The sequence below is a fragment of the [Borrelia] finlandensis genome (assembly GCF_000181875.2).
In the GTDB taxonomy this organism is placed as follows: domain Bacteria; phylum Spirochaetota; class Spirochaetia; order Borreliales; family Borreliaceae; genus Borreliella; species Borreliella finlandensis.
Genome location: NC_012252.1, coordinates 1 through 22,153, shown reverse-complemented (window position 1 = coordinate 22,153; position 22,153 = coordinate 1). Strand labels below are relative to the sequence as shown.

The 22,153-nt window shown below is 29.3% G+C and carries 32 protein-coding genes and 1 pseudogene; 1 reads left to right on the top strand and 32 read right to left on the bottom strand.

From position 1 onward, the window contains the following. Positions 1-10 precede the first annotated feature (10 nt). From BSV1_RS05035 to BSV1_RS05020, 4 genes are read right to left on the bottom strand one after another with little or no spacing between them, the layout of a single operon-like run. Positions 11-553, bottom strand: coding sequence for a chromosome replication/partitioning protein (locus BSV1_RS05035; protein WP_012672717.1), 543 nt, complete (start codon positions 551-553; stop codon positions 11-13). A gap of 34 nt (positions 554-587) precedes the next feature. Beyond that, the gene (locus tag BSV1_RS05030) at positions 588-1,334 is read right to left on the bottom strand and encodes a ParA family protein (protein WP_012672713.1); all 747 of its coding nucleotides are present in this window, start codon (positions 1,332-1,334) and stop codon (positions 588-590) included. Next, positions 1,310-1,879, bottom strand: a complete 570-nt coding sequence (locus BSV1_RS05025; protein ID WP_012672720.1) for a DUF226 domain-containing protein — start codon at positions 1,877-1,879, stop codon at positions 1,310-1,312. Before BSV1_RS05025 ends, BSV1_RS05030 begins: the two co-directional genes overlap by 25 nt. 9 nt (positions 1,880-1,888) lie before the next feature. Further along, on the bottom strand, positions 1,889-2,983 hold the full coding sequence (locus BSV1_RS05020; protein ID WP_012672705.1) for a plasmid maintenance protein: 1,095 nt from the start codon (positions 2,981-2,983) through the stop codon (positions 1,889-1,891). A 568-nt stretch (positions 2,984-3,551) separates the two neighbouring features. Here BSV1_RS05020 and BSV1_RS05015 point away from each other — a divergent pair. Beyond that, on the top strand, positions 3,552-4,568 hold the full coding sequence (locus BSV1_RS05015; protein ID WP_012672714.1) for an ERF family protein: 1,017 nt from the start codon (positions 3,552-3,554) through the stop codon (positions 4,566-4,568). 36 nt (positions 4,569-4,604) lie between these two features. Here the strand turns inward: BSV1_RS05015 and BSV1_RS07415 are convergent. The 28 genes and pseudogenes from BSV1_RS07415 to BSV1_RS04880 all read right to left on the bottom strand — a co-directional run bounded on the left by BSV1_RS07415 (position 4,605) and on the right by BSV1_RS04880 (position 22,088). Next, positions 4,605-5,033: pseudogene (locus BSV1_RS07415) on the bottom strand (Mlp family lipoprotein). 105 nt (positions 5,034-5,138) lie between these two features. Further along, positions 5,139-5,660, bottom strand: a complete 522-nt coding sequence (gene bdr / locus BSV1_RS05010) for a Bdr family repetitive protein (RefSeq protein WP_012672702.1) — start codon at positions 5,658-5,660, stop codon at positions 5,139-5,141. 104 nt (positions 5,661-5,764) lie between these two features. Continuing rightward, positions 5,765-6,118 (bottom strand): BBA14 family lipoprotein, encoded by a 354-nt coding sequence (locus tag BSV1_RS05005; protein WP_008882878.1) that lies wholly within the window; start codon positions 6,116-6,118, stop codon positions 5,765-5,767. Next, positions 6,111-6,446 carry a BlyB family putative holin accessory protein gene (locus BSV1_RS05000; protein WP_008882901.1) on the bottom strand — a complete coding sequence of 112 codons (336 nt, stop codon included), beginning with the start codon at positions 6,444-6,446 and terminating at the stop codon, positions 6,111-6,113. The genes BSV1_RS05005 and BSV1_RS05000 overlap by 8 nt, the downstream gene beginning before the upstream one ends. Then, the gene (locus BSV1_RS04995) at positions 6,436-6,783 is read right to left on the bottom strand and encodes a BlyB family putative holin accessory protein (protein ID WP_008882891.1); all 348 of its coding nucleotides are present in this window, start codon (positions 6,781-6,783) and stop codon (positions 6,436-6,438) included. The genes BSV1_RS05000 and BSV1_RS04995 overlap by 11 nt, the downstream gene beginning before the upstream one ends. Before the next feature lie 3 nt (positions 6,784-6,786). Beyond that, positions 6,787-6,984 carry a BlyA family holin gene (locus tag BSV1_RS04990; RefSeq protein WP_008882860.1) on the bottom strand — a complete coding sequence of 66 codons (198 nt, stop codon included), beginning with the start codon at positions 6,982-6,984 and terminating at the stop codon, positions 6,787-6,789. A gap of 69 nt (positions 6,985-7,053) precedes the next feature. Further along, positions 7,054-7,869, bottom strand: coding sequence for a DUF685 domain-containing protein (locus BSV1_RS04985; protein ID WP_008882903.1), 816 nt, complete (start codon positions 7,867-7,869; stop codon positions 7,054-7,056). Positions 7,870-7,877: 8 nt separating this feature from the next. Continuing rightward, positions 7,878-8,483, bottom strand: coding sequence for a DUF735 family protein (locus tag BSV1_RS04980; RefSeq protein WP_012672711.1), 606 nt, complete (start codon positions 8,481-8,483; stop codon positions 7,878-7,880). Positions 8,484-8,488: 5 nt separating this feature from the next. After that, the gene (locus tag BSV1_RS04975) at positions 8,489-9,367 is read right to left on the bottom strand and encodes a DUF276 domain-containing protein (protein WP_008882864.1); all 879 of its coding nucleotides are present in this window, start codon (positions 9,365-9,367) and stop codon (positions 8,489-8,491) included. Beyond that, positions 9,364-9,696 (bottom strand): DUF2634 domain-containing protein, encoded by a 333-nt coding sequence (locus BSV1_RS04970; RefSeq protein ID WP_012672718.1) that lies wholly within the window; start codon positions 9,694-9,696, stop codon positions 9,364-9,366. Before BSV1_RS04970 ends, BSV1_RS04975 begins: the two co-directional genes overlap by 4 nt. A 29-nt stretch (positions 9,697-9,725) precedes the next feature. Further along, positions 9,726-10,271: a DUF777 family protein gene (locus tag BSV1_RS04965; RefSeq protein WP_008882889.1), complete on the bottom strand. Its 546-nt coding sequence runs from the start codon at positions 10,269-10,271 to the stop codon at positions 9,726-9,728. 11 nt (positions 10,272-10,282) lie between these two features. Continuing rightward, positions 10,283-11,230 carry a DUF693 family protein gene (locus BSV1_RS04960; RefSeq protein WP_008882858.1) on the bottom strand — a complete coding sequence of 316 codons (948 nt, stop codon included), beginning with the start codon at positions 11,228-11,230 and terminating at the stop codon, positions 10,283-10,285. A 3-nt stretch (positions 11,231-11,233) separates the two neighbouring features. Then, a complete protein-coding gene (locus tag BSV1_RS04955) occupies positions 11,234-11,857 on the bottom strand; it encodes a DUF792 family protein (protein WP_008882877.1) in 624 nt (207 codons plus the stop codon). A gap of 24 nt (positions 11,858-11,881) precedes the next feature. After that, positions 11,882-13,168: a DUF759 family protein gene (locus tag BSV1_RS04950; protein ID WP_008882900.1), complete on the bottom strand. Its 1,287-nt coding sequence runs from the start codon at positions 13,166-13,168 to the stop codon at positions 11,882-11,884. A gap of 7 nt (positions 13,169-13,175) precedes the next feature. Beyond that, complete coding sequence (locus BSV1_RS04945; RefSeq protein ID WP_008882866.1) at positions 13,176-13,412, bottom strand: DUF1322 family protein; 237 nt, start codon at positions 13,410-13,412, stop codon at positions 13,176-13,178. Continuing rightward, positions 13,409-13,855 carry a DUF1473 family protein gene (locus BSV1_RS04940; RefSeq protein WP_008882874.1) on the bottom strand — a complete coding sequence of 149 codons (447 nt, stop codon included), beginning with the start codon at positions 13,853-13,855 and terminating at the stop codon, positions 13,409-13,411. The genes BSV1_RS04945 and BSV1_RS04940 overlap by 4 nt, the downstream gene beginning before the upstream one ends. Before the next feature lie 15 nt (positions 13,856-13,870). Beyond that, a complete protein-coding gene (locus tag BSV1_RS04935) occupies positions 13,871-14,299 on the bottom strand; it encodes a DUF1463 family protein (protein WP_008882888.1) in 429 nt (142 codons plus the stop codon). Positions 14,300-14,312: 13 nt separating this feature from the next. Beyond that, positions 14,313-15,425, bottom strand: a complete 1,113-nt coding sequence (locus tag BSV1_RS04930; protein ID WP_008882852.1) for a DUF787 family protein — start codon at positions 15,423-15,425, stop codon at positions 14,313-14,315. Continuing rightward, entirely contained in the window at positions 15,406-15,975 is a 570-nt protein-coding gene (locus tag BSV1_RS04925; RefSeq protein WP_008882855.1) for a DUF764 family protein, read from the bottom strand. Before BSV1_RS04925 ends, BSV1_RS04930 begins: the two co-directional genes overlap by 20 nt. Then, complete coding sequence (locus BSV1_RS04920; RefSeq protein WP_012672618.1) at positions 15,972-16,358, bottom strand: hypothetical protein; 387 nt, start codon at positions 16,356-16,358, stop codon at positions 15,972-15,974. The genes BSV1_RS04925 and BSV1_RS04920 overlap by 4 nt, the downstream gene beginning before the upstream one ends. Further along, a complete protein-coding gene (locus tag BSV1_RS04915; protein WP_012672613.1) occupies positions 16,346-16,729 on the bottom strand; it encodes a DUF1506 family protein in 384 nt (127 codons plus the stop codon). The genes BSV1_RS04920 and BSV1_RS04915 overlap by 13 nt, the downstream gene beginning before the upstream one ends. Further along, positions 16,729-17,184 carry a DUF3890 domain-containing protein gene (locus BSV1_RS04910; RefSeq protein ID WP_012672708.1) on the bottom strand — a complete coding sequence of 152 codons (456 nt, stop codon included), beginning with the start codon at positions 17,182-17,184 and terminating at the stop codon, positions 16,729-16,731. Before BSV1_RS04910 ends, BSV1_RS04915 begins: the two co-directional genes overlap by 1 nt. A 19-nt stretch (positions 17,185-17,203) precedes the next feature. After that, positions 17,204-18,160 carry a hypothetical protein gene (locus BSV1_RS04905; protein WP_012672587.1) on the bottom strand — a complete coding sequence of 319 codons (957 nt, stop codon included), beginning with the start codon at positions 18,158-18,160 and terminating at the stop codon, positions 17,204-17,206. A gap of 21 nt (positions 18,161-18,181) precedes the next feature. After that, a complete protein-coding gene (locus BSV1_RS04900) occupies positions 18,182-18,757 on the bottom strand; it encodes a DUF228 domain-containing protein (RefSeq protein WP_012672554.1) in 576 nt (191 codons plus the stop codon). A 15-nt stretch (positions 18,758-18,772) separates the two neighbouring features. Further along, positions 18,773-19,564, bottom strand: coding sequence for a DUF228 domain-containing protein (locus tag BSV1_RS04895; protein WP_012672707.1), 792 nt, complete (start codon positions 19,562-19,564; stop codon positions 18,773-18,775). 7 nt (positions 19,565-19,571) lie between these two features. Then, the gene (locus tag BSV1_RS04890) at positions 19,572-20,129 is read right to left on the bottom strand and encodes a DUF228 domain-containing protein (protein ID WP_012672709.1); all 558 of its coding nucleotides are present in this window, start codon (positions 20,127-20,129) and stop codon (positions 19,572-19,574) included. A gap of 11 nt (positions 20,130-20,140) precedes the next feature. Further along, positions 20,141-20,845 carry a DUF1357 family protein gene (locus BSV1_RS04885; protein WP_012672721.1) on the bottom strand — a complete coding sequence of 235 codons (705 nt, stop codon included), beginning with the start codon at positions 20,843-20,845 and terminating at the stop codon, positions 20,141-20,143. A gap of 16 nt (positions 20,846-20,861) precedes the next feature. Next, on the bottom strand, positions 20,862-22,088 hold the full coding sequence (locus tag BSV1_RS04880; RefSeq protein ID WP_012672716.1) for an anti-CBASS protein Acb1 family protein: 1,227 nt from the start codon (positions 22,086-22,088) through the stop codon (positions 20,862-20,864). Positions 22,089-22,153 lie beyond the last annotated feature (65 nt).

Here is a 22,153-nt window from a genome sequence, read left to right as displayed (position 1 = left end):
AATCTCCTTATTATCCTTTTAATTGTTTATATTTTTTTAGAAGCTTATTAAGAAAATCCTTTTGATTTTCAAAAATCTCATCCATCATAAAACTTGTAAATTTGGCATGTTTTTTATAAAAATCATAGCTTTCTTGTTTTTTAAGCTGAAATCTCAGGGGTTTTATCCAGTTTTGTTTTGACTTTTTTATTGTTTTGCTTTCTTTATTTCTTAATATAATTAACGTTTCCAGTATGCCATTTTTTATTAGAAATTCTTCTTGTATAATCCCATCTTCTATTGCATTAGCAATTTTTAAATAATTATAGACCTGTGCTCTTGCAAGTCTATAATCTTTAGAAAAAGCTTCAAAACTTTTATACCCATCAAGTTTATAATATTCATTATCTTTAATTTCTTTTAAAATTTTTAAAGTTTCTAACTTACAATAAATTTCTTTTTTAGAATTAATTTTTAATTTTTCTTTTAAAGAATTATAATGATTTAATGTACTATCAGTAATAACATAATTTTCATTATCGCTTAAATCTCTTTTATTTACCTTAATATTCAATTTAAACTCCTTTTACATTTAAAATGTCTAATTATTAGACTTTATATTTTTTTAAAAAAATTTCTAAAATATTTTCATACTCTTTTATATAATCTTTATTTAAATCAAAATTATTATTTTCTGCTATTCGTCTATTTAAGTCTTCTCTTTCAGATATTATTCCTAAAAACCCATCTTTTGTTTTTAACATTTCAAACAATGTTTTATGTGTTCTATTTTTTTTAAATCTTGTTATTATTAAAAATATGGGTAAAAACAAATTTAATTTTCTTACAAAAAAATTAAATAAATCCAAACTTTCCACTGCCCACTTTTCAGCTGTCATTGGAATTATTATATAATCGCTGCATAAAAGTGCATTTTTTAATGTAACATCTAAACTGGGATTTGTATCAATTACTATATAGTCATATTTATAACGCAAAGTTCCCAAGCTGGTTTTTAACAAAAAATCTTTATATTCAATTTTATCTTCACTAAAATTATGTAACGTAAGATAGCTAGGTATAAGAGCAAGATTATTGTCTATATTTATAATAGTACTATCAATATCTACATTTTCTTTTAAAATCTCATAAATATTAAATTTGGTAAAATTAATACCTAGTTTTTCTATTTTTTCGTAAAAATAACTAGTAATAGATGCTTGAGTATCCATATCAATTAACAGAACTTTATTATTTTTTGATAATAGAGTTGCTAAGATTATTGCACTCGTACTTTTACCAACGCCTCCTTTAATTGACGCGATTGTTATTACTTTAGGTTTTTTATTATCCATTTTGTTAGTGGTCCTTGTTCTGGGTATTTTTTTCCATAAAATTCATATACTTTTTGTTCTAAATCTGTAAACATACTAAATAATATTTTGTTGTAGTGGTTATTCATTCTCTCTTTATCTAGCAAGCGGTATAATCCCTTAAAGTAAAAAAAAACACTACCTGCTTTAAATCTAACTTCCATATAATATGCCCGTGCAAATCCATAAGATTTTCTATTTCCTTTTAATTGATACTTTACAATAGCTTTTTTTATTGGTTTTCTAAAACCGTAAAAAATTCCAATAAATTTATCCCCTTCTTTAATGGGGTATAAATGTGTTTCCTCAACAATTCTTTCTCCATTAAACAAGGTCCTTAATGACACTCTAAATTCATTTTTTTTCTTTTTTTTATTCTCATAAACTCCAAATTTATAAACGTCCATCATTATTTTTGTATGGTACATTGCTTTACCATTTTCTTTTTCAACCAAAATAAATCGTTCTTTATTTTGGCATTCAACTTTACATTTTCCTTTTTTTATAGGTTCTGGTGCACTTTCCATACTAAATTCTCATACAACTTTTTTTAAAATTAAAGAATTATTTTTATTTTTTATTATTTCTAATAATTCATCATGATATATACCAAATACTTTATTATATTCTAATTTCTTTTTGCTATTCAAATATGTTTTTATAATTGGCTTTATAATTTCCATATTTGCCGGTTTTTGCAATCGCTCAATAAGGATATTGAAAATATTTATCTTTATATGCTCATAATCTTTTTGTGAATTTTCTTTTTTCAATTCAATCAATTTTTCTAATTTGAAAGTTATTTTGCGTAAATCGTTATATTTTTGATGTTCAATAATAAAATGCGGCTTATTTTTGTAATTTTCATATATTTTTTTAAATTCTGTTTCCAATTGTTCGGCATTGTATCCGTTTTTTTCTAATTGTTTTTTGGTGTTTTTTAAAGTTTCTTTTAATTTATTTTGATTTTCTTTAAAAGAATTTTTGTTAAAATGTATATTTTTACTTTTTATTGCTTTAATTTCAAATCTCTTTAAAGCTTTAATTATTTCAATTTTTTTATCTTTACTAATATCTAAATTTAATAAAATTCGAAGAATTTCTTTACTTTTAAAGTTGCATTTATTGAAATAGTTTATTATTTGAAACTTTTCTATCTGTTTTTTCTTTTCTTCTTTTATATTATTATTTTTATTACTTAAACACTCCTTAAAATCTACACTCCCATTTTTATTAAATTTCTCTTTAAGGCCTATTTCAACTCTTTTCCCGAATCTTGAATGTTTTTTTCCTAAAAAGGATTTGTTTATCTTATAGTGACACTCTTTTTTTGGATAATTGAGTTTATAGTAAATTTCAGTACCACAATTTACCCCCATATGTTTGTAGTAGTTTGTTGTGACTTTTAGTTTTTTTTCTAATTCGTAAAGATAATTTTGCAGTGTTTTTAATTTAACGGGCGCCATACCATTACGTTTTAGATTTTCATTAAAGTAGTAGAGTATGTTGCTTTGGGTATATTTTGGATATTTTTTGTTTACATATTCTAGTGTTGAAATAAGAACTATTAATTTGTATTGGTGTTTATTGTAGCAATTATGACTTTTTTTATTGGTTGAAACTTTGTTCATTTTAAGTTTCTCCTTTTATTAGTTATTAATAATTGTTAATATTATAATGCATAATTTTGATTTAAAAGTAAATACTTTTCTAAAAAAAATATTAAATTCTAATCTATTAATTTTATTGATTAAATATACTTTTTATAAATTATAGAAAATAAATTGATTTTAAGTTTAAGTTAGACTATACTACAAATATCGTAGGGAAACTTTTTCATATGTTTAACCTACCTTTTATTAGTAATTTGCAAAAAATGTAATGTAAGGGTTTAGCTTAGTTCTTTGGTAAAGAGAATCTAGCTAAGCCCTCATTTTTTGTAATAACCCCAAATTGATTTTAAGTTTAAGTTAGACTATACTACAAGTAATCGTAGTGAAACATTTTTATATGTTTAACTACCGTTAATTTTGTTAATTTCCAAAAAATCAGAATGTAGTGGGGTCTTAATGAGATTCTTTGTAAAAGGAGTTTGGTTAAGTCCCACTTCTTTTTTTTGTAAAAATTTTTGTAAAAAAGTTGGCAAAAATAGTTTTTGCTATATAGTTATTTATAACTAATGAAAGGAGGTTGACGATTATGTCAAACATAGAAAAAAATCAAGAAAATATAAAAAATAATATACAAGCAAAAATAAGCTTCAGAAAAGATATGAAAACCCTAAAAATGAATTTACCAGGGATTGATAAAAGTCTTAAAGGATATGGATACAAATATCAGAATTTCAATGAAATAGTAGAAGAAATTGAAAATGTTATTTATAAGCACAATTTAGAGCTTGATTTTGAGCAATATCCAATATCTAAATTTGTAGATGGTCAAAAAGAGCATGTTATTAGGACCACATTTTACAGTCCAAGCACTGGATATGAATTTTCTTTTGATACACCAATGCTTACAGAAAACTTACAATGGAACAATGAAAGCGGGTCTAAAAATGTTGTAAATACAGTACCACAACTGGTTGGATCAGCTATTACTTATTTCAAAAGGTATGCTTTAGTTGCATGTCTTCATATAAAAAGTGAAGTGGATACTGATGCAGCACCTATTTACAATAATTATGAAAACGTAAATTCTATGTCTAACAAGCAAGTTAGTGTTAATCAAAAGCAAGAACAAAAAAGGGAACAAAAACAAGAGATTAATCAAATTCAGAAAAATAACACTATTCAAAACCAGAAAAGAGGCATTAATCAAGAACAAAAAAAAGATAGGTTTTATTATTACAGTGTTTTTAAAGAAGCGTTGTCTAATATAAAAGATTGGGTAAATAGCCCTACAACAAAAGATAATATAAACTCAATTATTCAAAAAATAAGCTTTATTCAGAATATAGACCCCAATAATGTTGATGATATCAAGAAAATTGAATCTGATTTAATCTCGTATTTTGAGAAAAACAGTGATTTTAAGAGTATAAACTATTGGGCGGAGATTATAAAAAACTATTTCAAGAAAAACAATAAATTAAAGGATTTACAAGATTTTGAAAAGTTTGTGGCGTTTAAGAGGACTGCTTATGGTCCTAGTCCATTAATATTCTTTAGTGTCTTAAAAGAATATGAACGGTTTGATGAGATATTTGCAGCATAGCAATATTAAAGCCCCCTATTTGGGGGCTGCTATATATTATGAATTTTTGCACGTACTACTTGCAGTATTTTCAAAATTATCTATACCCCCTTTAAGGGCACCTTTAACTATCTCTTTGAAAGTGGTTTTTTGATTTTCTGCATTATCTCCAGTACAGCTAGTAAGCTCACTTTTTATATGATCAAGTGCAGATTTTATTTTATCTTCACCATATCCTAAAAATTTATCAAATTCTCCAGCATCAGTTAAAGCGGCTTTTAACCAGTCAAGATGTGTTTTTTGGTCTTCAAATAGCTTTTCTCTAAGCAGGTCTTCTTTAGATTTTGGTTTTTCTTGTTGTACTTCTTATTTTTGGGTTAAATCACGTTTTTGTCTACTTTTTGTTTGGCTAGTATTAGTATCATTAGAATTACAGCCGTTTAGCATTAGTAAAAATAAACAAAATAATATGTTGATAATTTTCATTGTTATTCCTTTTTTTATTATTAATATTCACTTAATCAATTATTAATATTAAATATTGGATAAACAATTATTATTTGAATTGATATTCTTTAAGTGAGGTAGTAGCTATTTAGAAATGAAAGCAAATATTAGCCCCGCTATCATTGTGATAGACATTGCTCCCATGATTCCCAATACCCATTTAAGCATTTCTGAAAGAGACATTAAATTCTTTTCAACATTGTCTATTTTAGTGTTTAAATTCTTTTCTACAGTATCTATTTTGGCATTTAAATTCTTCTCTACATTATCAATCTTAGTATCTAAATTAGATATATCCTTTTGTAAATTCTTCTCTACGGCATCAATCTTGATGTCTAAATTAGATATATCCTTTTGTAAATTCTTCTCTACATTATCTATCTTGGTATTAAGTTCACTTTTGGCATTATCTATTTTAGAAACAAGATTATCAAATTTTATATCAAATTGTTTTTCTAAATTTTCTAAATCTCTATATGTTAGCTCATTGTGATAATATCTTTTAGATAAATCTTGTGCTATTAGTTGTTCCATGCCCAGTCTAATAAATTCTTTATATATTTGTTCTTGAGTTACACTTGCAATATTTGTTGACACTGTTTCCATAAAATTTTCCCTTATAGTCATATTATACACTATTTTAGATTAATTGGCTTTAGAGATTTTTATATGTAAAATAGAATTTCTTGCAAGAAAAACCTTTTTGTAATTCACATTTTTAACTTTGAATATTGATTATAGACTTTTTTTGCTATGGGTTGTGTTTTTTTAATATACTCTAAAAGTATGTTGATATTATATTTTACCGCAGTTATGGAGTGTTCGTCTTTTAGTGTTGATAAGTCTGGATAAGTATATTCTGGATAATTTGGGTCATTAACTTTAACTTTTGTTTTAGCTAAAAATGTTACTAGGTACATAACATACTCTGAAAGTTGTGCTTCATATTTGGTTAAAGATTTTAGTGTTTGAATAATTGGCGGTTTTGGTTCTTCTGGTAGGCTAGCAATAGTAGTGCAACATAGTAGTACAGCAATTAGTAGACACTTTGTTTTCTTAAGCATTTTCACCTCTTTTAAGAGTATTGATATATTCTTTCATGATTTTGTTACGTTTTGCTTTAATTGAGGAGATAATTCTTTTATTTTTGTCACTCGAAGTAGCCTCTATTATTTCAATATTGTATTTTAAAATGTCTTGTATTTCTTCAAATATTTTCATTGATTCAGCTGTTTCTATGGATTTTAGTGTCTCAATATATGTTTTGTAGAAAAAATCTATTACTCTACCAAAAGTATTGATGTAATTATGATTTATGTTTGTATTAGCTTTAGCTATGTTGGTTAAGTTGGATAGTAAATTAAGGCCTAAACTAATAGTGTTATTTTGCATTATTTATTCCTTCTTGATAGATAGGTTTTCCTTCCTGGTTGAATTTGAGCTGATTAGATATTTTTAGGTTTTTCTCATCAGAATTAACTAGATCGATACATTGATTGATTTTGTCATTCACTGGAGCTAGTGTTTCAGCTATTGTTGGAGTTAATGTATTCTCAAGTCTTTCCATATTTGCTTTATAGATTAATTTATAATGAGAATACAATTCATAAACCAAAAAAAATCCTTTATGTGCAATTTCGTCAAATTCATCTTCAAATTTAGAGAATACGTCAATAAGGGTTGATATGGATGTAAGTCCAATCTCAAGATTGTCTTTAGATAATTTCACGAATTAATCTCTTTTTTTAATATGATTATTGCCATTTCCATTTCTAAAAATCTTACCTATTACTATAGATAATATGTCTTTTAGTAGTGGTTTTAGAAGAATCAACCCTCCTAGAACTAGTACTGTTACAAAAATCATTACGGCTATAAGTTTTATTTCGTTTAAATTAATTAGAAGTTCTGTTATTTTAATAGTATCCATTTTTTAATCCTCGATTTTAATTTTTATATTTATATTATATACCAAAATTATAATTTTTGCTAAAAAAGTTCACAGTTTTAAAAGATTGGGGACTGCGCCCCCTGATCTGTTTCTTCTTTTTTGGACATACCATCCTTGGAGCAAAGGAAATATGGTAGATGATCCATTAACCCCCGTGTGTTCATATAGTATGGTTTTTTTAGATTCATCGGAATACCTTAGATATATCATTTTCGGAATAAGATGCGCATGGTGTTCTGCGTGAATCTGAATATCAAGGTAAATGGGGTCATCATCATTATTTTTATAAAAAATAAGAGTTATATCACCACCGTACTCTAAATCAATATATATTGATTTATTTTTGTATTCATATGGATAAAGCGTATTGCCATAGGTTGTACCACTGTACTCATAATCTGCCGGTACTCCGAGTAGTTGTTTGGGAACGGGTGTTTTTTGAATAGTGCTTGAATTAGGCATTATTAAAAGATTATCATATTTAGATAGAGTAGCTGATGATATGCTATTTGTAAGGCGTGATTTAATTTTACTAAAAAGGTTAGAAATATTATTTGGGTCATTATTAATTAGCTTGTTTATTATTTTATTGTAAATTTTTTCTACAAAACTTGTATCAGCTGCAAGCTCTTCGGCAATTGTAGATTTAATTATCTCTTTAAAATAGCTTAGTCCTTCTCCTTTAAATGTCTTATCTTTAGTGGTTTTTAAAAAGTTTTCATAAGTAATAGCGTTGCTGTTTGCCACTCCATCATCAAGCAGCAAAAGATCAGTATTTTTTACATCCTTAACTCTATTTAAGTCTTTAATTTGAACTGTTTCTTCCTCATCAATTAGTAATTTTTCTTTCTCTTCTTCAGACATTAAGCCTCCTAATTGTTAAAAGTGATAATATTTTTGCTATCTTTATCATTGATTTTTAGTACTCTACCTATGGGAATAATCCTTTTGATAAAAGCATAAATTGAATGGTCATATCCCTTAGGAAGTGAATTGAATACCAAAGCCTTTTTAGATGTAGTATACCCAGCTTTCTTTTCTCTAATTAGTATCTTTTTAGGCCTTTTGCCTTTTGCGGTGCTAGGGGAAATAAATGTAGTAAAGTTTGTTTTTATTACTCCTTTTAAAGAGATATCAATAACACCTGCTTGAGGTGTGGTAACTAAAATATCCACGTTCAAAAACGCTTTAAAAATCAGTCTAAATGACTCATCAGTACCAATATGCCGTAAAGCAAAAATAACGCTATTGATATTGTTTGTAATACTTTGTAAAGTTTGAGTTTGTGCATAAAAAATGGATAAGACTTGAGATAGCCATATAGCAATATATCTTGATTTTATATTTTCTTTTACATCAATGGAAATAAAGTTAGAATTGAGGGACTTAAGCTCATTAAGCAGTTTTTGTGCATATTCAGTTTCTGTAAGTATAAACTTATGAATTTCAGTGCCTTTAAAAAAATTAGGTATTTCCATATTTATCAACTATCAATGTCAATAAGCAATCGATCCGCTATATTGAAAAGCAGGAGCGTATCATCATCAATGGTAATGTCTTCATTTTTTTTAAAATCGCTTTCAGTAATGCTTGAAATACTGTTTGTGTCTGTATCTTTAACACAAGTTTTAATTTCTATAGACCTAATACCTTTTACTTCATTAACGGGAGCAAAAAAGTCTTGATATTCAAAACTAATTCCCATATCAGAATAGTTATTTGAAATAATCCTAGAATATATGTTTCTAATTTGAGAGTCTATGTTTAAGTAGAGATAGTTTTTAAGGTCAAGTTTGTACTTTACTTTCATATAAACATATTTTCTTTTTCCTAGTGATATTTTATAGGATTTACGTTGTCCAGTTGAGTTAAATCCATCAATTTCTATATTTCCTTCAAGCAAAGTGCCACTAGGAGTTGTTAGATATAATGTCTCCCAAAGTTTTGCCTTAAATTCAGAATTACTAATATTAGTTTTACTAGTGTCTAATAAATCTTCTTTTAGAATTAGATATATATTGGCTTTTCCAGCTGAACTTTTAATATTAGTGTACTCAACCCCATCAAGATTAAGTAAAGCGGATTTAACTGCGCTGTAAGTTGTGCTTTTAGAAGAAATGTGTTCTTCAATAGTGGTCCAATAAGTACCGCCCGGTCGCATTTTAGAAAAAAACAGATTAAGTTCATTAATTATTTCTTCTTCAATTAATGCTAAAGAAGATGCAATAATGTTATAAATTGAACTGTTATTATCATCTATATTAATTCCATAATTTGCGCGCAAATATTCTCTTTTAGATTTTACTATATCCTTAATTGTACGTTTTAGAATGCCAAAATCAGAATCAAAAACTATGCTCATAAATCAAACTCCATATTCAAAACGTCGCCTGAGAAAAAAAATGATATATGTACTTTGCGGTCTTTTATAGTAGTTGAAATATTACTTAAATCTAAGTTAAGTTCTTTAGATATTTCATGAAAATAGTTTTTTACAGCTTGAAGATTATTAATTTTTAAAAGTTTCAAAAGCAAGAAGTAGTCCAGTCCCCAATTAGGGGCATAACTTAGACTACCCTTTAAGGTTTTTAAGAATATGAATAACCTTTGTTTTTGCTCATCAATTCCATCAACAAGCGATACATCATTATTAAATACCAATTCAAAATTATTGCCAATTCTTAAATCCATACTAGTAATTATATCATATTTAGCAAAAATTAGTTAAACAAACTGTTGATATCGGAGGTAATTCTAGAAGTTACAGCTCTTAGGCTTGCATAGTTAATAGTTGAGTCTCCTATGATAGTTATGCCGTTAATAGCATTTACGATATTATCTAGAATTTTTTTTAAGCTAGTTGTTTGGTTAGCTATTTCAATGGTACTATTTGTTTTGATCTTAACAGTATCAGAAATTAAATTTAAAGTTTTTGGGCCAATTACACTAAGTATGTAAAAATGGTGCTTGTCAAAATGAATATTGTCATTTTTATCAAAAATATTAATGTTTGATTGAAGTAGTAAAACGGTATCACCTTTTGATAGTTCAAAATTGATATTGGATATATTTCTTGTTTGAATTTCTAGATCTTCAAATTCGGGTATTGTAACAACAGCCTCTTGTGTTTGTTTTTTAAATTCTTTTATAGTGCCAATTCGAGTTATGAAAATATTTGAATAAATCCAATTTTTTATGTCTTCTTGTGTTAATGCATGGCCATAAAGACGCTGTTGCATTCTATAAATTTCATAGTCTTGACTCATTTTAAGTTCCTTTATCTAATACTTATACTATTAGAATCGTCATATAATTTAAGTATCAATGAACACTCTCCTACATTGCTAAGTATGGCACTTGTTTCTTTTATGGTGGTTTTTATCATTTTTCCTAGTCCATCAATAAATGAAACTTTATCGCCGACATTTAGCTTATGTGTGTAAAATGTTTTGGCGTTCCAAAATATAAGATTTATTTTAAGTGTGGTGCCTAAAGTAATTTCTTGTTGTGGAATAAATTCAAGCCCATAATCTTCTAGTGCCTTATAGTGTGCATTTCCCCCCGCCTTTTTATAATTGGTAAATATAATATTGCATTCAATCCCCTTTAACCCGGTACCAATATCAGCTATTACGCTATGAACATATACTCCTTTTATTTTATCAATAAACTCTTTTGGTGTTGAGGCATAAATATTTTTGTCAATCACTTTAAGTTTATCTTTTTCATCCATACGAATGATATTGCGATTAGGAAATACAGATTCTATTGCTTCTTGCACCGTCTTTCCTTTAAAGCTTTTTCCCTTTTCGCCCTCTAATTTGCGATTGAAGAAGTTGCTTTTAGTTAATAAACGAACATCAAGCTCTACACTAAAATCTCCACCGGGATAATCAGTGCTCATTGGGGGCCCTAAAGTTCCCGCCATTATGAAATCAAAATTTTTTTCATGAGCAAATTTCTTATAATATATCTTTACTATATCTCCAAATTTAATGCGGTCGGTGAAGTCTAGAGGTAAGTTCCAAAGTACAATTTTAGCTTGTTTGGAACTTATAGTAAGAATATTTGAATACACGTTGGATATAGAAATATCAACATGAATTCCATCTTGTGTATTTATTATAATTTTAGGAGTTTCTTCTGGAAAAGGAATTCCATCAATTGATTTTTTTGATTTATCTACATTGTAAAATTCAATTTTAAAATCATAACTTAGTAACATTGATTATCCTTTATATTTTCCCAATGCAAATGAAAATGTTTTTACTACTTCTATTGATAGGCTAACTTCAACCTCATCAATAAAGGGAGTATCTGTAAATGTAAGACTTGTAATTATAGCTAATTCTTTAAGGCCAAAAGTTGGACTGTAGATAGTAAAAGGAACTTGGGCTTGTAGTCTATTAGCTAGTTGTTCTTTTACAAGATGCACGTCAAAGCGCAGCAGAGAATTTCCAAAAACAGTCATTTTGAGTGGGGAAAGCATTTCTTTATATAGAGATGTTAATACTCCTCCGTTTAATGAGATATGTTCTCCCGTCATTACGGGGTTGTAGCTTACGTATTCCGCTTTTCTATCATAATAGTTGATAACCGGTCTTTTAGAGCAAGTAGTATTGTAGGTCCGCGATATTAGCTGGGTTTTGGGTTTTATAAAAAATAATTGTGGCACATAGCCAAAACCTCTAAAATCTGGTCTTGGAAATAGTACTAAAAAGTTATCTGCTCCAAAAAGAGCAAATATTTGAGTTGTGACATCTTTTATTATTTGGAAAATCTCTTCCTGAGACATTTTCTTTTCATTATTAATAGTTTCATTTTTAATAATTTTTTCACTGTTAATAGCCATAAGTAATTACCTTTTCACCAAAATTTATGGAGTATTGTTATTATTATCTTCATTTTCTTTACGTTTTGGGCCTGAGTTAGGTGGATTAGGGATAGTTTCGGGATCCTTAAAAAAATTTTTAATCACAGGAATATTGGCAAAAAGACTCTTCAGACCTTTAAAAAAAGGCTCAATAACATGTGTTTGAAAAGTAAAACCTTTTAAGTACTCAGTGATTTTTTTAACTAAATCAAGTATCGGCTCTAAAACATTAGTTGTCAAGTTTGAAAGAGTTTGTTCAGCTGAGGCTAAATTGCTATCAATCTCTTCTTTTGTATCCGCTTTTTTTGTAAGACCGTAGCTTTTATAATCGCCTAACATTTCAAGCATCTTACTAATTCTGGATTCTAGATCTACTTCAGCTCCACTTTGCCAAGCTTTTTTAGCATCTTCTGTATATTTATTGGCAATTTCCTCGCCCCATGTATTTTTTAATATATCATAAAGTTCACTTCCATCTCCACTAAGAAGACTATTAACGGCTTTTACAGCATCCTCACTGCTCATAGCACCGCTGGATTTAAGCACGGCTGCAAACTCCATTGATTTTTTCAAATTATGAAAATTTAACTTCCCCAAGTCTCTTAGAGTCCCTTTAAAAACACTTGCTTGATTTAAAAACTCTTCTTTTTCTAAGTTGCGCTCAAATCCTTTCAATCCGCTAAAAATTCCCTTCTCCTTTTCAGTTCCCTTAATCAGCATATCTCGTTCTTTTCCTGTATAAAATGCACTATTGAGAAGTTTCTTTTTATTAGTTTTAGATGTTTCTTCAACCGCTTTTTTGGCAAATCCTAAAATTCCGCCCCCAATTTTACTTATAGCGTTGCTAATGATATTTCCTAGGGCGCTACCTATAGCAATTTTGGCAACAAGTCTTTTTCCTTGAGAGGCCGCTAGCATTTTACTTTTTGCTTTTGATTCTTTTACAAGTTCTTTATACCCAAGGCGCCTTTTATCTCTATCCGACATTAAGGATCTTTTAAAAGCCTCTTTTCTAGCTTTTTCAAAACCCATGCCTTGTTTCATCAGCTTTTTAGTTTGTGTTAGCCTATATTTCTCAACACGTTCTCGTAAGTTTTCAAACTTAGATTGTCTGCTTAATTCTTTTTTCTTATCCGACAAATTATTTTTTACAATATCTTTAGTACTACCTAAACTAGATTTTTTAGGTTTAAGATATTTTTCCATTTTGGTAATATCTTGTTCGATAGCCTTTTTTGTTGCTGCATGATCAAGAATGCCTTTAAATTTAATGGTGAATTTGTCGCTCATTAAGCCCTCATTTGCTTAAAATTAATTCATACAATTCTTTTTCTAATTTAAGATCAGCAATTCGATTGACCTCTAAAAGCTCGTCATAAGGCAATTTTTTAACCGTGTTGTATGAGCAAATATTCATAATTACTGGAAAATAGTATTTATCGTTTTTTATCTCGTCAAGCAAGTTAAAATACTTTTTTCTAGTCTCATTAAGATTTGCAATAGTTTTATCAATCTCCTTATTTCTTTTGCTCATTTAGCAACCAATTCATTAGAATTTGATGTAAGTGAGACGGTTATTTTTTCATAGTCAAAATTATCATCGATATAGTCAAAAGTAACAAAATCACCAACGTTATTTTCATATTCACTCAAATATACTAAAGCGGGTTTTTTTAGATCATTATCTATATGAAAAGTATTGAATTGCGCGGTGTAAATAATAGCAACAAGATAGTCTTTATAGTAAGAAATAAATTCTCTATTTGCATCTAGAATTACATAGAACTCGTCTAAAAATTTTGGACTTATCATTAAGTTTGTAATTTCTTTTAGATATTTCACTTCATTAAGTTTAAAAACAGCGTCACTTTGATTAAATCCTAGTACTCTATCCCATTCATAGACTGGTAATACTTTTAGTGGGTATTCATAGGTTTTGTTTTTAGTTAAAATTTTCATTTTATATCGCATTATCATAATAAGAATTTCCTTTTAGTTTTTGTTTGGGTGTGTTTTTTGGCAATTAATAGCCCTAATTTCAAAAGTAACTTTTTCAGCCTCTGCTGAATAACTTCTTGAGGGCTCTTCAGTAAAAATTGCATAGTTAGTAATAATTTTAGTAGCAATTCTATCATTAAATACTAAATCAAGCATTTTTTCATATTTGCTAACATCCATGTTATAAAATTGATCATCTGAAATTTCGGTTAGTAAAATATAGTCATGACTACCTAGAGTGACTTCAATATTAAAAATATAAGTTATAGTTTTAGGATCTCTTAAGCTTATTACGGGTAGCCCCCTATCTTCAGCACTAACCACCGCTCGTGTTGTAGGCTCGCTTGTAAGCTCTAACTTACCACTGTGCAGTTGTCTACCGCCTATTGAGAAATAAACTTCTCTTAAATCATAAAATTGCATAATTTTTAACTCCTTATACGCTTAAACTGTTTTGATAATCAACTATATCTTGAGTAGTAATTACTAAAGCAACAGCATTAATACTAAAGTTATAAGTAATATTCACACTAAGTTCTAATTTAAGCTGCGAAGACGCTGATAGAACAAGTTTTAAGTTTTTATACTCTATAATCAGTCCTCTATCGATGAATCTTTTAAGCAGGCATTCTATCGCTGAAGTATAAGCATTATCTCTAGCTCCATTAAGTTGAAGTTCAGATAATTTACTGTTTTGTCTATTGTTTTTATTCCAAATTCTAATAAGCTCAACAATTGCCTCGTTTTTTATATAATGATAAGTAAAAAGCGTGTCTATTGGATTTCCAGCAAGATCAACACCCTCTTTAAAAGCAGGCATACCATCAAGACCAGTTTCATTAAGAAGTGAATAAAAGTTGATATTTGCAGTTCTTAACTTTCCAATTACAGTATCGTCAACAAGTGGTAAAGCAGAAAGTGGCATACCATAAGGATTTACAGAATGGAAAATACTTGCTTGATATAAATATCCACTTACAAATTTGAGGTGTAAATTATCCTTATTGTTGCTGTAAACAACAATATTTCTTGCTTTTTCAGTATTCCCCTTATCATTAAAAGGTTCTTTTATTTCTTGTTCTTTAGTTGAGAATACAAAAAAAGTTGAGGGCATTTTAAACTTAGCATAGTCATCTTTATAAACCTTAAGCCCATCTTCTGAATTATTCCCCTCAGTATTAATAAGCACAACAAAGGAGTGTCTATGTATTTTAAGATATTTTTTTAACTCTTCAGGCTTATCCTTATAAATGAAAAGAACAGCAACCTTTAACGACTCTTCACTTGAATTGAAAAAATCCGACATTGCGGTTTTTAGCAGTGTTTTTTCTTTTCCAAACTGATCGTCTCCATTTCCATTATCTTTTTCTAAATTTTCAATTTGTTGTTCATAGTTATTAACGGTTAAATTCAATATTTTAAAGTTAGTATTATCTTTATTAACTTTGATTTTGGCCGTTTTATAGACCAAAAGTGGATTATAATAATTGGGCTTGCTTGCTTGAATTCTAGAGTCAATTAAACTTACACTAATTGTATCTTGCGGCAATTTCGTATTCCTCCTTTAAAATTTCGATTGCTTTTACACTAGCATTGAATGCTATAGAGGCACTGTATGCATGGTTGCTATATTTTGTACCTAAATTAATTAGTCCAATTGTTTGCATATTAGATATTGGGTAAATGTAAAAGTTAATTTTATTGATATATTCGGGTTGGGATTGATTTTCTAAAGTATACTTATGGGCTCTATTATGTAGAAACTCGCTAAGCATATCATAAAGTATTAGCATCCGAGAATTGGCATCAAAATCTTTAGCATTTAACACTATTGAAATAATATATATTTGGAAATTCACACTAAATTCCAAAGTATTTTCATAAAATGCACCAGTTTTGCAGTTATGATCAAATAAATGCTGAGTACCATCAAACTTCAATGCTATTATATTAGGGCTAGCAGTTGTAATTTTTGAAAGATAGGGATGATTGTAAGTATTTATGATATCGCATTTAAAATTATTTGCAATTGCATAGGCCTTAAACCCCCTAAATATTTGGATTAAATGATTTAAAATTGAATCTAAAGTTACAATCATTTAAGCACCTTATAAGTGAGTTCTGATAGCATTTTGGATGTATCAACAAGTGGGGTTGATGCAGTACCGCTACCTTTTTTTAATTTGCTTTTAATTGTACTATCCTTTAAGCCCGGCACAACTTGACCCGATAGCACATAATTCTCATAGTATTTAATAAAAGCTTTTCCAATAGCATGCATTCCTAATTTAGGATCAAGATTAAACTTAGAATTTATATAACTATTATTGATATATTCTCTAAATTCAGTACTACCAGCAATTTTGGTTAAATGTTTTCTTATCGGTAAATTACTACTCCCTTTTTCATGCATCCTAGCAATATTAGAACGACCCCCAAACCAGCCAATTTCTAATTCAATTGTGAATTCTAGTTTGTCCATATAAATTCCTTTAAAATTAAAGTAAAGTATCCGATTGAAGAGTCAATGCTAAATATTTCAAAGTAAGCTGAATCTGCAATTGATATTCGGTCTTTTAGTTCATAGTTAAGGTCTTGATATGTGTAAAGTTTAGAATATCCTTGAATATCGGATATATTAGAGTCGTAAAGCATTGAAAGTTCTTGTGGTTTTATGTCAATAATAATCCCTATAAATTCAGTGTACTCATTTTTATTAAATATTCGTTGATAAGAGTCGTCATCATCAAGTTTTACAACATTGCCCTTATAAAACCTTAAAGGTTCGGGGTCCTTAAAAACGTTGATCATATGCACAGACATATCTGCTAGTCTTTTTCTAATACCACTCACTAGACAACCCCCACACAAGACGGCGTTGACGTCTCTCTTTTTAGCTTTTCTAAAAACGCATCAAGTTGTGAGCAAAAGTTCTTATTGGATCCACAACTTCCCCCATCGGTTTCTTCGCCCCCACTACTGTTAGGATAATAGTCAATTTCAAGCTCATTGAACTTCTCTTTTTTAATCCTTTCAAATTCAAACTCGCGAACAACTCCTTGTTTTCTTAATTGACAACCCATGTGGTAGAAGGTAAGCAAAAATATTTGTTCATATGTAAGTGAACTAGCATCAATACCACGTGTTACTAGAATAGCTTGAAGCAGTGATAAATGAAGTAGAAAATTTTGCCTACTTAGTGCAAATTTGTCTATTCCCAATAGTAACAGTACTTCAGAATGAAGTCTTGTTAATAAAAGTTCTTCTCCATTTTGAACTTGTGTTTGCAAGTCTTTTTGTTCACTCATTTTAACTTACCTTATTTGCTTAAGATTGTTTAATGTGTACTTGTAAAATAGTTTTTTTAGTAGCAAGTAGTCCGCCTAAAACAAAATCAATGTATGAATGAGCAATATCAGTTGAGTCTTTATCAACTTGTTCATTAGGTGTAGGCAACATATACTTACTAGGTTTAAATTTAATGAGTTCCGGATTTAATGGGTAAATAAGTATTTGATGTTTTAATAAGTTTGAAGTTTCAATATAAACATCTTCTCTATTATTAATAGCCTTAATAGTTTGAATCAAAACATCCTCCCATTTTTCACAACTTATTGCTGGTGCTGCTGGTGAATATGGTTTTACCAATTTCAATGAAGTCGCAGGATCAACTATTACCATCATAGGTGTAGAAAATTCATCTCCTAACTCTAGCTTTGAAAGTCCAGCCTCAATTTTTTCAAATATTTTGTCCATCTTGTCCTTATCAGTATTGTTAACTTCTTCTTTTATCTGTTCGGGCATATTAAGTAGTCCATACATATTAGGAAGTAGACGTTTTTGATTTTTTCCATCTTTTTGAATTGAAACAGTCCCCGTTAATACAAAATGATTAATAAGTTTAATAATTTCACTGCTTGCAAGTTTATAAGCTTGAGCGAAAGGAAGTAGATTATTATTAATATCTCCAATATATGAGTCTGAAGTGTAAAATTTTTCAGATGTCTGCTTTAAGTGCCTAAACTTGTACTGTAATTTTAGATAATTAAGTCTAACCACTTCAGAACTAAACCCAATAGTTGAGATAGTATTAACCTCATTGGCAATAGTTGTAGGATTAGCATTTAAAAATGCGTCCCACTTTACAGTTCTTTGATAACCCATTTGAAGATCAACATCTTCAATTTGATCGGGTAAAAACCATTTATACATTATAGGATCTTTAACTTCTCCTATAATATTGGCTACAGCTTTTGCATAATAATTTTCATCAAATAATTCCATATTCAATCCTCCAAAATATAATTAATTTTTACTTATGGCCTTATTTCCAAATACTGCTACTTTTACCAAATAAACATCATTGCTAATTTGCTTTGCATCAGACAATGCTGTTGCATTAATAGTTGCCTTATTTGGAGGCGCTCCATTAACCTTTTCAAGCGCTCCGTCTTTATTAAAAACAAGCTTGTCTTTTACTTTAACCGTAGAATCTTTTGCCACTAAATATCCCTCAAAATTATTTGTAATTGGAACAATAGTAGCTGTTTTACTAAATTCATCTACATCAATACATATTCCATATAAGTCTTCTTCACCACCGGCCTCAACATGAGGCTCATAATGAATTTCATTTGGTTTTTCTTCTTGAATAACTCTTTTGACCCCGCGCTTGTACGGATACCCCAAAAATGGATGATTTTCCAGTTTGTCAAACTTACTGCTTCTAGTACCTCCAAAAGCAAAAAATTGCACGTTTTTGTCTCTAAACTCTAAAGAATTGCTAAGCAAACCAGCATAATGCTGTGGATTTTTCATTAACTTTTCTAGTTTATTACGATTTTCTTGATAATCTTTTACTAATTGTGTTGTATTTGCCATTCAATTACCTCCTTTTTATCCCCCTACGCCCGAAACAGCATGAGCAAACACTTCTTTTTCAAGTCCTCTGTTTCCAAAAACTGTAACTTTTATCAAATTGATGGAATAATTCTCTTTGGACCCTCTAGCTTGAGCCCGCTTTGAATCCTTATCTTCAGATACAAAATTGATTGTAAATGAATCAGATAATGCATACGCATTAATTACAGTTGGACGTCCACCTCCAGCCTTGATAATAACCCCATCAGCATTAATGTCTAATATTTCTCCTGCTTTTATATTTGGGTTTCTTGTCACAAGGTACCCTTCAAAGTTATTGGTAATTGGCAAAACATATGCTATGCAACTAAACTCACATACATCAACACATATGCCATATAGATCAGTATCAGCACCAATCTCAACATATACAGAATTCTCTTTTGGAACAAGTTTGACCCCACGCTTGTATGGAAAACTATTTTTTGGATCGTAAAAATATTCTTCTATTTTGTCTGTAAAACTTGAACATGCAAAGGAATAAGCATTAACTCGCTCATTCTTTGATTTAAAACAACCGCCAGAATTACCAAAAACCTTATTTTCAATCGAGCTCATTGATTTTGAATATCTTTTGAATTTCAAAAGAATATCGTCAAGTTCCTCAACAGAATCAAAATAAGGATCTTTCACTTCTACATCCTCTTCAACTTGTCTTGCTTGACGCTTAGCTCTAGGAGCTGCGACTGGAACTTCTGTTTCTAAACCTAATTGTAAATTATCATTAGAATTAGGACCTTTAGCTTGCCCTTTACCTTTTAAATCCATAATTTAACTACCCTTTTAAAGCTCTATTTCCAAAAACACTAACAAGAACTATAAATAACTCTTCTGTTAATTTATGTACTTTTGAAAGGGCTACGGCATTAACAGATTTTTCTCCCCCCGTAGTTTTTTCAAGCTCTCCATGTTGATTAAAATGCAGCTTATCGCCCGGCTTTACACCATTTTCACCATTTTTCTTAAACGTCAAATACCCTGTAAAGTTGTTTGTAATGGGAATTACAGTTGCCATACCACTAAACTCATCTATATCAGTACACACTCCGTATAAGTCGTCTCCACCACCAGCTTCAACTTCAAGTTCTGTTGTACCATCACCAAAACCAAGCTTGACTCCACGCTTATATGGATAGCCTTTAGCAGGGTAATTTTCTATTTTATCTTTACTGCTAGTACAAACTCCATCAGAATTAGAAAAAATTAGATTTTTATCTCCAAACTCGCTAGAATTACTAAGTAAACCAGTATCTTTTTGGGGATTTTTCATTAATGCTTTAATTTCAGCAACTTTTTTATCAAACTCTTGTTTAATTTTTGTGATATCACCCATTAAAAACTCCTTTAAGCAATACTTGTTCTTTTATGTCTTTTTAGATTTTCATAAAATTGAGCTCGTCTTTGCCTATAAGTATTGCTTATAGCTTGCACAAACTCCGTAAAATTAATTGGAACAAAATTAGAATCAAGCAAACTTACTCTCTCTTCTGATCTAACAATAATATTGCCTTTGATAGAGTCAACAGAAGAAGAACTACTATTCGCATTTTTTCTTAATTTGATATTCACTTTAGCCAAAGAAACAAGTTGTTCTAGTATCTCCCCATCGATATGACTTATATCTGATGCTTTAGCAATAGCTTTAATTTGCTCAATTGGAACAAACTTGCGAACAAGCTCTCTACGTTGAGCCTGCATAATGTCTTTTAAAGTGTATCCTTTTGCAAGTAAAACTTCTTTATTGAAATGGCTGCTAAGATGAGATTTTGCAAGTGTATCAATTTCATTTATGCGCTCCGCCTCTAATAATAATTGTTTTTCAACACGCTCTCTCTCTTCAACCTCAGCAAGTTCTTTTGTTATTCTCTCATTTATACTTAAATCCCGCTTTATCTCTTTAGGTTTTACATTACCTGCTTGCTCCCTAAGCCGCATATACTCCTCAAATTCCCCAGCACTTATAACCTTAGTATCGGGCTTAATTTGAGACTCTTCTTTGACTTGTACCTCAATTGCTTTTTGTTCTTCTTTTTCTTCATTTTCAATCACTTTTTAGCTCCTTTTCTCAAAATGAGAATAATTTTTCTTTTAAAATCGCTAGCTCCTCGCTATTAAAACAGCTGTTTTGTATAAGCTCGTTATATTTACTGTAAAGCTCAATTAGCTTTATATCTCTCTCTACCTTTTGATCTTCGCTTAACATAACTAGTGAATTAAACCTCATATCAAGCCCAAAATATTTAGTAAGCTTTAAGTTACAAGAATTTTCAACTTGTTCTTGTACACCTTTTAAAAAATCATAATAATTACTTCTATCACCTTTACCATCATTTCCAAGCCCTTTAGCCTGCTCATTGAAACTTCTAGTTAAAGGTTCTTTAGTATCAGCACCAATTTTTGCTTTAATTAAAGCTAAAGCCTCCTTTAAATAGCTAAGATCGTACTTAATAACCTCCAAACTAGCATTAGGAGTAGCCGTGTAAAACATTCCCTCATTATTAAGATTGCTTTTAAGCCTCGCAAGTTCATTTGCTAAAGAGTCATTAAGGCTGCGCAAATTAGAAATATCTTTACTATGGTTGTTTGAACTTTGTTTTCTTAAAAAAGAAGATAAAATACCATTTCCTTTATCATTATTTCTACTCTTAGTAAGTGCGCTTAAAGAAGTAGTTGCACTAGAAAGTGCATCTTGTAGTTGAACTAAAGATTCATCTTTATAAAACAAAAAATTGTGGTTTTCAATACGCCTTTCTATCTCAACATATATTTTTTCAAATAGGTAAATATCTAACAAAAAACTTTCCGTATAACATGGAACATATCTTTTTAAGATAAAATCAAAGTTTTCATATATTATGAGTCGGCTTTTATGTATTTTAATAGTGTCAAAAGAATTGTCCCTATTATTGGTTTTTACTTTATAAGTCACATAATCAAAGTCAATTCCTAAATCTCTTATAAACTCATAATCAAGGTATTCAAGTCCAATAGGCAACTCTATATTAACAGGCTCCTCAAGATCTAATAGCTTATCTTTAGTTTTTACTAAAATATATCCAATTCCATGAAATCGGTAACTTATAATACAATTAAATAAAGCATTCTTAAGCTGCACCTTTAACCTAGCAAGTTCAAATTCACTAACATTGTGGCTAATACTCTCAAGAACAATTCCATTCTTGAGGCAGTCTTCTGCTACATTTTCAATGTAATTTCTAAAAAATATTGAGTATCTGTATAGTTCTAATGAACTTATCTTGTCTATTAGTTTTGCTTTTCTTAAATCACACAAATTTTTACTTCTCTTTATTAAATTACATATATAATAGCAAAAACTAATATTTTTGTCAAAAAAAT

Bases quoted from the DNA above. Each gene is read 5' to 3' on its own strand.
- BSV1_RS05030 (WP_012672713.1), bottom strand. From the start codon at position 1,334: ATGGATAATAAAAAACCTAAAGTAATAACAATCGCGTCAATTAAAGGA.
- BSV1_RS05025 (WP_012672720.1), bottom strand. From the start codon at position 1,879: ATGGAAAGTGCACCAGAACCTATAAAAAAAGGAAAATGTAAAGTTGAA.
- BSV1_RS05020 (WP_012672705.1), bottom strand. From the start codon at position 2,983: ATGAACAAAGTTTCAACCAATAAAAAAAGTCATAATTGCTACAATAAA.
- BSV1_RS05015 (WP_012672714.1), top strand. From the start codon at position 3,552: ATGTCAAACATAGAAAAAAATCAAGAAAATATAAAAAATAATATACAA.
- bdr (WP_012672702.1), bottom strand. From the start codon at position 5,660: ATGGAAACAGTGTCAACAAATATTGCAAGTGTAACTCAAGAACAAATA.
- BSV1_RS05005 (WP_008882878.1), bottom strand. From the start codon at position 6,118: ATGCTTAAGAAAACAAAGTGTCTACTAATTGCTGTACTACTATGTTGC.
- BSV1_RS05000 (WP_008882901.1), bottom strand. From the start codon at position 6,446: ATGCAAAATAACACTATTAGTTTAGGCCTTAATTTACTATCCAACTTA.
- BSV1_RS04990 (WP_008882860.1), bottom strand. From the start codon at position 6,984: ATGGATACTATTAAAATAACAGAACTTCTAATTAATTTAAACGAAATA.
- BSV1_RS04985 (WP_008882903.1), bottom strand. From the start codon at position 7,869: ATGTCTGAAGAAGAGAAAGAAAAATTACTAATTGATGAGGAAGAAACA.
- BSV1_RS04980 (WP_012672711.1), bottom strand. From the start codon at position 8,483: ATGGAAATACCTAATTTTTTTAAAGGCACTGAAATTCATAAGTTTATA.
- BSV1_RS04975 (WP_008882864.1), bottom strand. From the start codon at position 9,367: ATGAGCATAGTTTTTGATTCTGATTTTGGCATTCTAAAACGTACAATT.
- BSV1_RS04970 (WP_012672718.1), bottom strand. From the start codon at position 9,696: ATGGATTTAAGAATTGGCAATAATTTTGAATTGGTATTTAATAATGAT.
- BSV1_RS04965 (WP_008882889.1), bottom strand. From the start codon at position 10,271: ATGAGTCAAGACTATGAAATTTATAGAATGCAACAGCGTCTTTATGGC.
- BSV1_RS04960 (WP_008882858.1), bottom strand. From the start codon at position 11,230: ATGTTACTAAGTTATGATTTTAAAATTGAATTTTACAATGTAGATAAA.
- BSV1_RS04955 (WP_008882877.1), bottom strand. From the start codon at position 11,857: ATGGCTATTAACAGTGAAAAAATTATTAAAAATGAAACTATTAATAAT.
- BSV1_RS04950 (WP_008882900.1), bottom strand. From the start codon at position 13,168: ATGAGCGACAAATTCACCATTAAATTTAAAGGCATTCTTGATCATGCA.
- BSV1_RS04945 (WP_008882866.1), bottom strand. From the start codon at position 13,412: ATGAGCAAAAGAAATAAGGAGATTGATAAAACTATTGCAAATCTTAAT.
- BSV1_RS04940 (WP_008882874.1), bottom strand. From the start codon at position 13,855: ATGATAATGCGATATAAAATGAAAATTTTAACTAAAAACAAAACCTAT.
- BSV1_RS04935 (WP_008882888.1), bottom strand. From the start codon at position 14,299: ATGCAATTTTATGATTTAAGAGAAGTTTATTTCTCAATAGGCGGTAGA.
- BSV1_RS04925 (WP_008882855.1), bottom strand. From the start codon at position 15,975: ATGATTGTAACTTTAGATTCAATTTTAAATCATTTAATCCAAATATTT.
- BSV1_RS04920 (WP_012672618.1), bottom strand. From the start codon at position 16,358: ATGGACAAACTAGAATTCACAATTGAATTAGAAATTGGCTGGTTTGGG.
- BSV1_RS04910 (WP_012672708.1), bottom strand. From the start codon at position 17,184: ATGAGTGAACAAAAAGACTTGCAAACACAAGTTCAAAATGGAGAAGAA.
- BSV1_RS04905 (WP_012672587.1), bottom strand. From the start codon at position 18,160: ATGGAATTATTTGATGAAAATTATTATGCAAAAGCTGTAGCCAATATT.
- BSV1_RS04900 (WP_012672554.1), bottom strand. From the start codon at position 18,757: ATGGCAAATACAACACAATTAGTAAAAGATTATCAAGAAAATCGTAAT.
- BSV1_RS04895 (WP_012672707.1), bottom strand. From the start codon at position 19,564: ATGGATTTAAAAGGTAAAGGGCAAGCTAAAGGTCCTAATTCTAATGAT.
- BSV1_RS04890 (WP_012672709.1), bottom strand. From the start codon at position 20,129: ATGGGTGATATCACAAAAATTAAACAAGAGTTTGATAAAAAAGTTGCT.